General features: G+C 40.8%; 10 protein-coding genes and 1 pseudogene. 4 read left to right on the top strand and 7 right to left on the bottom strand.

The window, feature by feature from the left end; genetic code table 11:
- Positions 1-24: 24 nt before the first annotated feature.
- Both V7L29_RS28030 and V7L29_RS28025 read right to left on the bottom strand, forming a co-directional pair.
- Positions 25-879, bottom strand: a complete 855-nt coding sequence (locus V7L29_RS28030) for an ABC transporter permease (RefSeq protein WP_334689056.1) — start codon at positions 877-879, stop codon at positions 25-27.
- On the bottom strand, positions 836-1,687 hold the full coding sequence (locus V7L29_RS28025; RefSeq protein WP_334737507.1) for an ABC transporter ATP-binding protein: 852 nt from the start codon (positions 1,685-1,687) through the stop codon (positions 836-838). Before V7L29_RS28025 ends, V7L29_RS28030 begins: the two co-directional genes overlap by 44 nt.
- 381 nt (positions 1,688-2,068) lie before the next feature.
- Here V7L29_RS28025 and V7L29_RS28020 point away from each other — a divergent pair, with 381 nt between their 5' ends.
- From V7L29_RS28020 to V7L29_RS28010, 3 genes are all read left to right on the top strand, one after another.
- Entirely contained in the window at positions 2,069-2,224 is a 156-nt protein-coding gene (locus V7L29_RS28020) for a hypothetical protein (protein ID WP_334689054.1), read from the top strand.
- 158 nt (positions 2,225-2,382) lie between these two features.
- Positions 2,383-2,829 (top strand): hypothetical protein, encoded by a 447-nt coding sequence (locus V7L29_RS28015; RefSeq protein WP_334689053.1) that lies wholly within the window; start codon positions 2,383-2,385, stop codon positions 2,827-2,829.
- A gap of 14 nt (positions 2,830-2,843) precedes the next feature.
- Positions 2,844-3,455, top strand: a complete 612-nt coding sequence (locus tag V7L29_RS28010; RefSeq protein WP_334737506.1) for a PIN domain-containing protein — start codon at positions 2,844-2,846, stop codon at positions 3,453-3,455.
- A gap of 295 nt (positions 3,456-3,750) precedes the next feature.
- On the opposite strand, the gene V7L29_RS28005 is transcribed toward V7L29_RS28010, so the two are convergent.
- Both V7L29_RS28005 and V7L29_RS28000 read right to left on the bottom strand, forming a co-directional pair.
- The gene (locus V7L29_RS28005) at positions 3,751-4,530 is read right to left on the bottom strand and encodes a DUF3598 family protein (RefSeq protein WP_334689051.1); all 780 of its coding nucleotides are present in this window, start codon (positions 4,528-4,530) and stop codon (positions 3,751-3,753) included.
- A gap of 277 nt (positions 4,531-4,807) precedes the next feature.
- Positions 4,808-6,478: an ABC transporter ATP-binding protein gene (locus V7L29_RS28000; RefSeq protein ID WP_334737505.1), complete on the bottom strand. Its 1,671-nt coding sequence runs from the start codon at positions 6,476-6,478 to the stop codon at positions 4,808-4,810.
- Between the two features lie 507 nt (positions 6,479-6,985).
- On the opposite strand from V7L29_RS28000, the gene V7L29_RS27995 reads away from it, so the two are divergent.
- Positions 6,986-7,840: a phosphate/phosphite/phosphonate ABC transporter substrate-binding protein gene (locus tag V7L29_RS27995; RefSeq protein ID WP_334689049.1), complete on the top strand. Its 855-nt coding sequence runs from the start codon at positions 6,986-6,988 to the stop codon at positions 7,838-7,840.
- Between the two features lie 59 nt (positions 7,841-7,899).
- On the opposite strand, the pseudogene V7L29_RS27990 reads toward V7L29_RS27995, so the two are convergent.
- From V7L29_RS27990 to V7L29_RS27980, 3 genes and pseudogenes are all read right to left on the bottom strand, one after another.
- Positions 7,900-8,154 (bottom strand): annotated as a pseudogene (locus tag V7L29_RS27990) (RNA-guided endonuclease TnpB family protein); the annotation flags it as partial.
- 382 nt (positions 8,155-8,536) lie between these two features.
- Entirely contained in the window at positions 8,537-9,307 is a 771-nt protein-coding gene (locus V7L29_RS27985; RefSeq protein WP_334737504.1) for a hypothetical protein, read from the bottom strand.
- A gap of 610 nt (positions 9,308-9,917) precedes the next feature.
- Positions 9,918-12,857 (bottom strand): GAF domain-containing sensor histidine kinase, encoded by a 2,940-nt coding sequence (locus tag V7L29_RS27980; RefSeq protein WP_334737503.1) that lies wholly within the window; start codon positions 12,855-12,857, stop codon positions 9,918-9,920.
- Positions 12,858-12,938: the final 81 nt, after the last annotated feature.

Raw genomic sequence — 12,938 nt, 5'->3', positions numbered from 1 at the left:
CATAAATGCTAGTTCCATTGCGGATTACATTGCTACCCGTGGATAAAGTCGTCCACCGATGATCGCCAAGACTGTTACTGTTAATAAGAGAATTGCCAAATCCCAACCAAAGCCATAGACGCTGATTCCATCCACTAGCATTGTGCTGCGTAAGGCGTCAACCTGATAAGTTAAGGGATTCAAGTGGGAAAGAAACTTTAACCAGTCGGGCATCATTGAAATCGGATAAATAGCATTGCTGGCAAAAAATAACGGCATGGTTAACATTTGTCCAATTCCTGTCATCCGCTCTCTGGTTTTTGCCAAACAGCCAATAATTAATGAAAAAAGACAAAAGCAAGCCGCCCCCAGCATCACTATCAGTAGCACTTGCCCAAAAGCTAGAGGATGGAGATTTAATTTTACATGTAAGACAAAAGCCAATACATAAATTACTGCTACCTGTGATAAGCACCGTACCCCACATGCTAGAGCTTTGCCCAAGACCATTGCTAAACGGGGTGTAGGACTAGCAAGAAATTTATGTACAATCCCTAAATCCCGCTCCCAAATTAGTGTCATTCCACCTGTGATAATAGATACATACAACACGCTTTGAGCGAGAATGCCAGCAGCCATGAAGTCTAAATAAGGTAAGTTCCCTGTAGGAATCTCCCGAATCTTGGAGAAGACTTGCCCAAAAATCAGCAACCATAATGACGGTTGCACTGATCTGACTACTAAATCAGTGGGATCGTGGCGGAGTTTACGCACTTCCAATTCAGCAATCGCCAGAGTTTTGGTAACTAGCTCTTTAATTGCAGAGATCAGATTGGCTTGGCGAGTAGGTGGTGCTTTAACCCAACCGTTGAGCAGTACGTCTGGTTCTGGCTGTGTCACGGTAGTTGACTCCTAATCTTAACTGGTCGCCTGTATAGTGAATAAAGACATCATCCAAAGTTGCGTTTGGTTTATCTAAAGAAGCTTTTAAGTCGCTTGGTATGCCTGTAATTACGACTTCACCTTGCTGCATAATCGCCACTCGGTTACATAAGCTGTCTGCTTCTTCTAAAAAGTGGGTTGTTAAAAATATAGTTGTGCCGTAATCAGCACAGAGTTGTAGCACAAGTTGCCATACTTGAGTGCGAGCGATCGGATCTAGTCCGACAGTCGGCTCATCAAGAAACAAAATTTGGGGTTGATGCAGAACTGATACGCCGATTTCTAGCTTGCGGATCATCCCACCAGAGTAGTTTCGTACCAAGCGCTTCGCCGCATCTTGCAAACCCATGTATTCTAGAATCTCATAGATGCGGCGATCGCGTCCTTTGGCAGGTATTCCATACAGCTTGGCGAAGATTAAGAGATTTTCGTAACCCGTGAGACTACCATCAGCAGAGAGTGCTTGGGGGACATAGCCGATAGCCCGTCTTACAGGATTAGGTTGACGAGTCACATCATAGCCAGCCAGAGTTGCTTTTCCTGCACTGGCTGGCAGTAAAGTTGTCAACATTTTAATAACTGTACTTTTCCCTGCTCCATTGGGCCCGAGCAGTCCAAAGACTTCACCCTGTTCTACAGATATGCTCAGGTTATTAACAGCGGTTAACTTGCCAAAATGGCGCGTGAGTCCCTGAGTTTCCAAAATCGGCGGTCTTGTTTCGTTAGGAGATTCTGACCGATTTATTTTTCCCGTCAGTATTGTCACAAGTTTGATGCACTTCCATTAATTAGTGAAACTAACTATTAGCTTCTCAATATATGTGTCTGAAGTCAATAGACTTGTTACAGAAATCTGAGTCAGAGTAAAAGGAAACTCAGTAGAGTGGCAGCGAGGTTATTGATGGGTAAAGTATCACTGACAGCGATCGTTGTCTAACCACCGCCGATAAATACCTTGACGGTGGCCTGTCGTCATCTGCTAAAACCTAGTACACTGACGCGGATTATTTTGTTAGCTTGTTCTGTATTTGTAATCAATTTGTGGAGCTGAGTTGACAGCTTTCAGTATTTACGGTCTTGTAACCACGATGATGTGTTGCAATGTTTTGCATCATCGAATTCAGTAACAAAAGTGCAATTAGACAAGATGGCTAGACATTGGGAAATTCCTGTAGAGCGATTTATCAATACCTTATTACTTGCATATATGTTGTTATGGGATGCTGAGGATGATGGCTGGCTTGATAGCTCTGATTGGGACGGCGGAGATTTCGGGGGTTCTTTGCCTTCAGCAAAGCGATAAGTTGAGTGTTCTAGGTTATATGCTGCCGCTAACTTTTGCCGTTAGCTGTCTCATCATGGTTTAAAGCACTGCACCAGGATATAGAGGAAAGAGCGATCGCCCATAACCTATAATTAATAGCGCTGTTTAAAATGGTCAATGTCACGAGGATTTGAAAAATGGACGTTGAAAAACTTAGTGATAAAACAATAGAGGTATCAGACATTACAGGTTGGAATAAAAATGGACAAAAACTTTTAGTATCAAAAATTAGATCAAGAGACATTCAAGAAGATATTAAATCTAAAGTAGAAGAAATTCTCCAGTTCGAGTATGAACATAATAAAGTTATAGTTCCTTATGCTATGACTGTTACCCCTGAAAATATTATTTTTTTTAAATGGGATGGAAAAAATCTAGAGACTCTCTACACTTTCCCAACTCACGAAGTTATGTCTGAATACGATTCAGAATTTGCAAAAAAGAGGATTTCTGAGTTTTATCTAGAAATATTAGTTGAAAGTTGGTTAAGAGATTTAGCATATAACTGGAAAACAGATAATCCTCCTAAATTACAAGAGTTAAAACGAATAGATTTTGTACAAAAGCTGGCAGATGCAGCATAAGGGTAAAAAAACTAGTGACTACACTTTATCTTGAAACTAACTTTTTCATTGGTTTCGCCAAAAACCAAGATAAAGATTCTGATGTTTTAATTTATCCTCAAATAAATGAGCAAATATCGCAAATTAAAATTGTGATTCCTGCAATTTGTTGTATGGAATCTCTTTCTGTTCTAGAAGATGAACGCAGAAGAAGACATAGTTTTACAGAAAGGTTAGAGAGAGAAAGAAACGAACTGAAAGGAAATATAAATTCCGAATCTTCTGCGGAAATTTTGCGTTCTCTTCAAACCGCAAAAATTCATAATGAAGCAATGACTAATGATATTGAAAACCGCCTTTTTGAAGTTTTGAAATGGGCTGGCAATAATGTAGAATTAATAAATTTAGAATCATCTATACTCATTACCAGCCTTAATCAACAACTTATTCCTGATCCGACAGATAACTTAATTCTACATTGTATTATTGCTCATGCAAAAACGTCTTCAGATGGGCATAAAGTTTTGTTAAGTGGAAATTCTAAAGACTTTGGTACAAAAGAGATTAAACAAATATTGGATGCAGCAGGAATAAAAAAATATGTCGCAAGTACGCGAGACTTTTTAGGGTGGTTGCAGTCAATTTAATTATTAGAGTAGAGTGCGATCGCCTATGGTAATTTTGATAGCGATGCCTACGGCTGGCTATTCGGTGTCGCAGCACTAAAATTAAAAAAATAGTATAGAGCGATGCCTACGCATTTTTAAAATCATTCCTGAACCAGAGATTTAGTTTAGCAAAGGCGATGTCTGCCTTGAAAAGTTCAGAATTGCTTAAATGTAAACTCTTGATTTTTGTTAAGTAATTTATTCCTTGGAAGTCCCTAATTCGCAGTTGATTTTTGAATTGGCTATATTAGCAAAGCCCACCAATTCGGGAGCATCAAATGTGCAGGAGTTCTAGGGTCAGTGCAGCAAAAGCGCCAGACTCATCATACTTGACGCTCAATTGTTGCAATTTGGAGTCTGTCACCAGCCAATTCGCTGCCAAAATCAAAGGAGTACCAACACTCACTTTATCTGGACAACTGATAGAAACTCCATCAGGTAAAAAGAAGGTATTTTGTCCTTCCCAACTAGGGTGTAGTTGAGTTGGTACAGGCTCAGAAATCTTTAAATCAGGGGTAATGGTGACGGAGGTTCCTTGCCAATTGCCACTCAGATTTCTCTGAGATACTTGTTCTATTTCTTTAGACCAGTGTTTACTAGGGAAACCTGTAGCATCTTCACGAATGTTCGCCGTTCGGAACAAAGCTCCTTGCTGATCGTAAACAATACCGACACTATGTCGTAGTTCCTCGTCCTTAAAAAATAATTCAACAGCAAAAAAGGAGTCAATTTTTAACTGCATTGTCACCCAAGCAGCATGACCTGATTCAAAGAATAACCCCCTCATCCACTGACTTTCGGGATGAAAAACACCATCAAGTAAGCTATTAGACTCGAAGTTATATTCCCAACTTTTTTCCTCGATTGTGCCATCAGCATACATATAGCGATTAGTCTGAGCTATTTCTGTCTGCTGTGGATTGCTCTGAAAGCTTCTCAGACTACGAAACGACTCGGTAACTTCTCCTTGAGGAGAATATTTTGTCCAAATACCGTGCCAGTCGTACAAATGGTTTGCTGTCAAATTTTTCCAGTTTTGTGCTTTTAATTCCATCTAATTATTCACCTGCTAATTAACTAATTTTTATCTAACTTTTCCCTAGATTAAGTCGTTTGAAGTCCAAAAGCTATCCTTTTATTACTAATCTTATAAAAGATAATCGACCACAGGTTTAACGTGGATTCAACAACAACCTATTTCAATAATTGGATGAGTTATGACGATAAATCCTAGAGACTCCAGCAGATTCAATATAAGTAAATCAGCGGTTACGAGTCATGACAATTAAGCAGCATTTATTACTTGCTTGGTTGTGTTACCGGACATGATATCACGCGCGTGCTAGTAACGGAGCAGCAGCTAGTAAGGTTTTGGTATAAGGGTGCTGAGGATTAGCAAAAATATTTTTTGTCAGACCGAGTTCGACAATTTTACCGCTATTCATCACGGCAATCCGATCGCACAAAAATCGAGCTAACCAAAGGTCATGAGTAATGAACAGATAAGTTAAATCAAACTCTTCCTTTAATTGCAACATCAAATCTAGCACTTGCGACTGCACGCTGGCATCTAACATACTCACTGGTTCATCGCAGATCAAAAGTTTAGGGTGAGTAATCAAAGCACGAGCGATCGCAACTCGTTGCTGTTGTCCCCCAGACAAATCTGATGGATAACGCTCATAATACACTTCTGGCGGTGTTAACCCAACTTTCTCTAGCATCCACAAAACCTGCTCTTTTGCCTTAACAGGATTGGCAAGATTGTGGATAAATAAAGGGTCAGCGATACTTTGTCCCACTGTCATCGCTGGATTGAGACAAGCATGGGGGTCTTGAAAAACCATTTGTATTTGTCGTCGTGAGGAGCGAATTTCTTGACGCGACAATTTAGTTAAATCCTGTCCTAAAAACTCAACTTTGCCACTAGTAGGACGAATTAGTTGCAAGATTGTTCGTGATAGTGTACTTTTACCACAACCTGATTCCCCGACTAAGCCGAGAATTTCTCCTGAATAAAGATCCAGGTTAATCCCATCTACTGCTTTAATTGTCTGCTCTTGTGTGTTAAACAGTCGTTCGATAAAGTTAGGTTCTATGGTATAGTATTGCTTGAGCTCTGTAAGACTCAAAATTGGGGATTTATGATTAATAATCGGTAATTGCTTTTCTGCGTCATTGGCAATTATCAATTCTCCATTATCTTTTACTGCTTGAATGTGTAAGGCTGCTTTTAAAAGCGATCGCGTGTATTCATGTTGAGGGTGTCTAAATACAGTTTCTGTAGAACCCATTTCCACCATTTTGCCGTTGTACATAACGCCAATGCGATCGCAATACTCAGCCACCATTGCTAAATCGTGAGAAATCAGCAACAATCCCATGTTTTCTTCACCGCACAGGCGAGTTAATTCTTGCAATATCTGTGCGGAAACAGTGACATCTAAACTGGTGGTGGGTTCATCGGCAACAATCAACTTGGGGTTAAGAAGTAAAGCTAAGGCGATCGCTACCCGTTGCCGCATTCCCCCGCTAAACTCGTGAGGATACTGATTCCAGCGACTAGCTGGAATATTCACCTTAGCCAAGGTAGCAAGTGCTTTTTCTTTGGCTTGCCGCGTTGATAATTCTGGGGAGTGCGCCTGAAGGGTTTCAAGACAATGCTTACCAATCGTCATCAGCGGATCGAGGCGTGTCATCGGATCTTGAAAAATTAATGCGATCGCCTCTCCCCGAAACTTCCGCAACTGGTTAGGTATCAAGTCAAGCACCGACTTTCCTCGAAATGTCACCCGTCCCTGAACACGACTAGAGACTGGTAGTAAACGCATTACTGCCCGTCCGATAGTTGACTTACCACAACCCGATTCTCCCACCAATCCCATTCTTTGGCCTGGTTGCAAGGTGAAAGATACATCATCAACCGCCCAGCTTGCTTCTTCTCCACTTTGCCCAGGATAGGCAACTCGCAGATTTTCGATACAGAATAAGGCTTCACTCATAGTTAGTTATCAGCCCTGAGCTACCAGCTTTTATAATTTCAAATTTAAAATAGTCTATCAGATTAGTATTAGACCACTTTTGTGCGAATATCTTTATTGTCTTAGCGTAATAGGGGATCTATACGACTTCGTGTATAGTTTATAACTGCGTTCACCATTTGGATGAGAATCTTCGCTTGAGAAGTTACTTCATTTTGCGCTCTCCCTTAAAGTACACTGGATAAAGCAACGCCACTTCTCAAAATACTGACTATGAAAACTAATATTAAAAGTAAGTTAAATTTAGCACCTATTTTTAAGTTTGTTAACGTAATATTGTTTAACATAATTTAACCAATGAAGGTGATATCTGAGTTTGTCTAATATTTATTTATACCTGTTAGAAAGGATCTCAAAAAGATTTAAATAAATATTAATTTTTTGCGGCAATATAACGTATTTAGGCAGCAGTCAAATTTATCTAAATGAGTCCTGAAAGCCAAGTTACTTTCTTAACCATAATTAGTGATGTTTTTGCGATTTCCCCGTCGTTTATTTCTGTTTTATCTGTTAGGTTTTACATTTGCTGCCTGCCAACAACAAAAGGAGTTTGAGGGCACTTTAACTATTGGCGTTATCAACTATGGTGGAGGCGAACAGATAATTAACCAGTATGCTAAATTCAATAGTTACTTGGGTGAAAAGACAAATGCATATATTCAGCTAGAGCCTGTTTTTAATGAAAATAGAGCGGTTGATCGCCTTGAGGCTCGTGCTTGGTCATTGGTATTTGCTCCACCGGGTTTAGCGGCTATTGCGATCGCCCGCTACCAATATGTTCCCTTATTTCCTTTAATAGGTATTAGTAATTTGCGTTCAATTTTCGTTGTTCGCAAAGACAATTCGATAACCGAGTTAAAACAGCTACAAGGTAAAACACTGGCTTTAGGTCAGTTAGGTTCAGCAACAGGATATTATTTTCCACTTTACAATCTTTTTGGTACAACACTGGCTGACATACTGTTTGCACCCACACCCAAAGCCGCGCTAGAATTGGTAGTTCTAGGAAAAGCGATCGCCTGTGCTGTCTCGGAGGCTGAATTGAGTCTCTACGGTTCAGAGTTAGGTTCAAGCGAATTCCGCGTACTATTTAAAGACCCTCACTATGTACCATTAGGTGTGGTCTTGATTGGGCCTAATGTAGAACGTAACCGTCAAGAGTTCATCCGCAAAGTGATGAGTGATTTGCCTTCAGGTTTAGCTGAAGAAGTGGGGTATGTACCCAATGGACAAATACCAGATTACAAATACATGATTTCTGTGGTTGATCGGATAAGCTCAATTAGTTCTCAACTACAAAAAAAACCTGTTCGTGTATTTTAATCAACGTAAAATCAACCTTTTTAGCGTTTACTCTTGTTTAAATCCTCAAATACAGCGTATTGATAGGCTTTTTCAATTCGTTGGCATATATCTTGTACCGCTTGAGAGCCTACTGATTGCCAGAAAGGGTTACGTTTTCTCCGTTTGGCAATATGAGACTGAAGTTTTGCACAACTTAAATGCTTACCCCACATTCGGTAGTAGCGTTTATGGAGAGCAATACAATGGTTATAAATCACCCCAGATGCATTAATCATTCGCTTGAGGTGTCTATTCCGCTTGTGTTGATAAAGCTTGAACTTCAGTGTTTTCATATTATCCATGATCACATAAATGGGTAGCCATTGGATAGCAATATGAAAGAAAGACTGAGTATATGGGTTAACCCTGAAAGGCTTGAAAAATTAAGAAGAGTTGCCAAACAGAAGCGCAAGACGATGACTTAGTTGATTGAAGACTGGATTGATAGACTACAGGAAGAAAAGCCGCTCCTTTAGGACGGGGCTTTAAACCGCGCGACCTGAATGGTCGATTAAACCGTAGCACCGATGCTACTCGATGATTCTCTTCATCGACCCCTATGTAAAAGGCTCAACTAGATAAGGATAAAAAGAAATAATTCCCAAAAACTCTAAATGTAAAAAGCTCTCTAATAAGTAGGGAGCTTTTATTTTGAGAAAAATTTGAGCTTGAGGCTCAAAAAAACAATTTGAATCGTGCTAGCTGGTTTTCAATAGTTCCTGTCAGAATTTTATTCAGTTCTGTGGTGTCTTGGAATTGCAAAATTTGCTGTGTGGGTAAGTCGAAGGGAAATTGACCTTCAAAGTCTGGGCGTTGCATTTGTGCTAATAAAATCTGTTCAGACCGCTTACTTTGGATGGCATAACCAATCTCAATACAGACATTCGGACTGGGAATTAGTTGAGGGGTTTCTTTACCATCAATACTAGCAATAGGCGTGGTGTCAGCTATAAATAACAAACTCTTACGGATTTTTCGCATAATCGTACGGTTAATTCGTACAGTAGCATCACTGGGACGAGAGGATTCTACTAATGTTAAAGGAAGACGCGATCGCAAATTTAAACTGTCCAAACTTTTTCGCAGTTCTTCTCTTAGAACATTCGTCGCTGCGGCATACTCAGTTTGATAGGATAAAAAAATCGTTGGTTCTAACTGAGCTAACACCGCCTGCTTGATGAAATAAATTTCATGACTAATTAAGTCAATGTTAGCTACGCAATAACCACCACTACCTTCAATATAAAATTCAATATTCTCCCCTTCCAGATAGCGCCCAAACCAAGTTGATTTGTTAACTTCCTCACTTTCTTCCAAAAAGTCTGCTCGCAATGCTGATCTCAGCAGGCTTTTTTTGCTTAAGCGAATATCTGGCGGACGTTTTTCTAGTTCTGGAATTGGCTCGTAATCCTGTAGATACCACGCTCTGAGCGCAATAATTGACATAAGGCGCTATTTCAACTCTTTCTCGCTATTTAACTTTGTATAATCTTACACCCACAGGAGTCCTTATTTCAGACTTATCTTTAAACACAACAACACCCAATCCTCTACTCGCTGAACTATCTCCTCTCCTTGTTTATCCTAGCCAGGGATGTACTAACTTTCATCGCTTCTGTAAACAAGTAATGAAAATCAGTTACAGCGTTCCCTAATCTTCCATATTTGAGGAAATAGCAGTTTTCGCGTTGGGTGTTGCTGTGTTTTGACGAGACAGATGTAAGTTAAACAGCGTCTTTTACCTCTTACTACATTTCTAATGCAGCTGTTGTATCTGCCAGGGAAGCATATTTAGTGGCTTCAACTATTAGATTATCATTTGGGGATAGGAAGGATTTTTTTTGCAACGAAACTTTACTTTGGAAGTATTTTTAATTCAAGTCAGTATACTCCACTCCCTAGATAGCTTCTAAATCTTTTATTTAGTCTGTTGCTAAAAATTTTATCATCAACCTTTTGGATGAATTGAGTAATTGCTGATTCAATTTTTAGCTTATTTTAGACAGGCTTTTGCCTTAAGTTGACACCGATGATTCTCCCCTGCTTCCCTACTCCTTTACCTTTGGTTAACTATTTTGGCTGGAGGCTTGATAGGAATCTCAATCCAGAATTCTGTACCTTTGCCAGGTTCTGAAATGCACTCCATTATTCCACCATGTTTTTCGACAATAATCTGATAGCTGATTGCTAGTCCCAGTCCTGTACCCTTGCCTACAGGTTTGGTAGTATAAAACGGGTCAAAAATTCGCTTTTTCACCTCTTGAGTCATTCCAGGCCCATTGTCACCAATACAAATCAACAGACGAGAGTTGTCTGCTGAGATTTTAGTGCAAATGTGAATAGTGGGCATTGAGCATTGGGGAGCCAGTGCGTTGCGGAGGTTCCCTTTATTGAAGCAACTGGTGTCATTGGAGAGCCAGTGCGTTGCGGAGGTTCCCGACGCTCGTTCGCCCTTGGCGTCTCCTCTTGGGAGAGGACTCGCTAACGCTGTGCTATCCGTTGTTCGCGCAGCGTCTTTGACAGGAGAAGCAACTGGCGTTATTGGGCATGGGTTATTTTCCTTTTTGCCCTTGTCCTGCTTATCCTCAGTCCCCATTACCAGGGCATCTATGGCATTGCTGAGAATATTCATGAATACCTGATTCATTTGACCGGCATAGCATTCCACCTGTGGTATGTTGCCATAGTCTTTGATTACCTCAATGCCTGGAAATTCAGCATTTGCTTTCAGCCGATGTTGCAAAATTAATAAGGTGTTCTCAATGCCTTCATGCAGGTCAACGCGCTTGTTTTCAGCCTCATCCAACCGAGAAAAATTACGTAATGACATTACTATTGAGCGGATGCGATCGGTTCCTACTTGCATTGAGGTGATGATTTTTGGGAGGTCTTCTATTAAAAATTCAAAATCGATCGCTTTGATCGCGGCGTGAATTTCACTATGGGGATAGGGATAGTGTAGCTGGTAGAGACGTAAAATTTCTAGCAGTTGTTCGCTGTAGTCACTGGCGTGGCACAGGTTACCGTAGATAAAGTTAACGGGGTTGTTGATTTCGTGGGCGACACCCGCCACCAACTGTCCTAAGCCGGACATTTTTTCGGTCTGAATTAATTTTGTCTGTGTTTCTTGAAGTTGATGTAGGGTATGCTCTAACTGTGTAGCTTGATTTCTGGCTTCAGTTTCCGCATCACAGGTTTGTTCGTAGAGTTGTGCTTGTTGAATGGCGATCGCAGCCTGATCTCCTAACTGTTGCAATAAATCGATTTCTGCATCCTGCCAATTTCTCGGAGCGTTACACTCATGGGCAATTAGTAACCCCCATAGTTCCATACCTATATTAATTGGAACTATTAAGTTTGCTTGCACTTGCAGCCTCTGCAAAAACTCGCGATGACAATCACTTATAGAAGCTGTTGAAACGTTGTTAATTGCCCTTATCCTGCCCTGACAGTATAGACGAGTATACTCATCAGGAAAGCATTCCGGTGGTGCATTCACTCCTAAAACTGACTGCCAATTGCCATTAATATCTTCCACAATAACTGATTTATTCTTCAGTTGGAATATCAGCACTCGGTCTGAATTTAGCAGGGGACGGACTTCCCGAACGATAGTTTGCAGAGTTGTCTGCAAGTCCAATGTGCGGCGAATATGCTCTGTGACTTGCTTGAGTAGTTTGGTAAGCAATAATGATTTTTCGAGTTCAGCAGTTTGCTCTTGCACCCGCAATTCTAGGTTGGCATTCAGGGATTGTACCTGTTTGTACATTTGCTGCTGCTGAATTGCCATTGAGAAATGATCGTATAAGGCTTGTGCTAATAAGATTTCTTCCGGTTTCCACTCAGCTGCTTGCCCCTTTTTTTGCTCTCGCCAAACCTCAAAGGAAAGCTGGGGTAACAGTTGTCGTCGATTTAGATCACATCGTCCCGCCCATAAGATTTCCGTTTCAAATTCAGAGCGAAAAATGCTTAATACACCAAGAAATTTTTCGCGGTAATGTAGGGGAATCACCATGAGTCCACGAATTTGAGTAGAACGGAACGCTAAAGCCAAAACTCGCAAACGTGGTTCTTTGTAAAGGTCAACCGTTGCCCAAATATTACCTTGTTTACACTCAGCCATCCACTTTTGCCAGATGGGATGCTGTTCGATAATACTGTTATCTAACTCGTAAGGCAGTGTCGGTTGGTCGCCCCAGGTGTATAGTTCCCGACTCTGTTCAATGTAAAGCCTGCCACCTACTCCACCGAAGGCAGTAATAACTTCTTCTAGCGCTCCCTGCAATTGGATTGTCGGCAGTTTATGCAATAGTGTGGTAACTCGGTTAATAGTAGCTTCTCGCTCTTGCTTGGCGCGGGCTGCGGTGAGTAGATTACTTTGAGCGATCGCACTCCCTACCTGGTCAACAATTTGCTGCAATACTTTCAGTTCCCGCTTCAAAATCTTTCGCGGTTCACTGTGGTGACATACCAACAATCCCCATAATTTCGGCTTTGCCGATTGTTCTTGTGGGTCGGAATCTAAAATTGGCATTATCAACGAAGACTGCACACCCATTGCGTTGAGGTATAAAAGATGGCACGGGTCTACCTGCCGATAGTAGATATTAGTTTGTAGGCGTTTGCCAGTTTCTTTTGACTGTAGAGGCGATAGCCCGATCTTCTGGTTTACCACATCCACAATCGAACGTTGCTGCGCTAACAGAAACATATCCCTAGCTTCTTGTGGAATATCATCAGCTGGGAAGCGCTGCCCCAATAAGGATGGTAGACGTTGCTCATGAATAGATTCAGCAATGACTTCACCACTATCATCAGTATCAAACCGATATATTTTTACCCGATCTACACCCAAAAATAAACGCACTTGGCTAACGGTAGTCGTTAATATCTCTTGGAGGTCGAGCGATCGCCTGATCTGTTTTATCATCCGGTGCAGTAAACTTCCTCGGTCTAAGCTTGGCTGCAACTCGTTTAGTTTATCGGTAAATGTCATTGCCTATATACACTATGACTGAAGTATAATTTTTTTATAATTGTCCCTGATGAGAATTTTAAACTTTTAATGCCTTGATTT

This window comes from Nostoc sp. (assembly GCF_036916575.1).
GTDB lineage: Bacteria > Cyanobacteriota > Cyanobacteriia > Cyanobacteriales > Nostocaceae > Nostoc.
This window is presented reverse-complemented; position numbering and strand designations above follow the sequence as displayed.

Excerpts from the sequence above, each read along its gene's own strand:
- V7L29_RS28020 (WP_334689054.1), top strand. The coding sequence starts at position 2,069 with ATGGCTAGACATTGGGAAATTCCTGTAGAGCGATTTATCAATACCTTA.
- V7L29_RS28015 (WP_334689053.1), top strand. The coding sequence starts at position 2,383 with ATGGACGTTGAAAAACTTAGTGATAAAACAATAGAGGTATCAGACATT.
- V7L29_RS28005 (WP_334689051.1), bottom strand. The coding sequence starts at position 4,530 with ATGGAATTAAAAGCACAAAACTGGAAAAATTTGACAGCAAACCATTTG.
- V7L29_RS28000 (WP_334737505.1), bottom strand. The coding sequence starts at position 6,478 with ATGAGTGAAGCCTTATTCTGTATCGAAAATCTGCGAGTTGCCTATCCT.
- V7L29_RS27995 (WP_334689049.1), top strand. The coding sequence starts at position 6,986 with ATGTTTTTGCGATTTCCCCGTCGTTTATTTCTGTTTTATCTGTTAGGT.
- V7L29_RS27985 (WP_334737504.1), bottom strand. The coding sequence starts at position 9,307 with ATGTCAATTATTGCGCTCAGAGCGTGGTATCTACAGGATTACGAGCCA.
- V7L29_RS27980 (WP_334737503.1), bottom strand. The coding sequence starts at position 12,857 with ATGACATTTACCGATAAACTAAACGAGTTGCAGCCAAGCTTAGACCGA.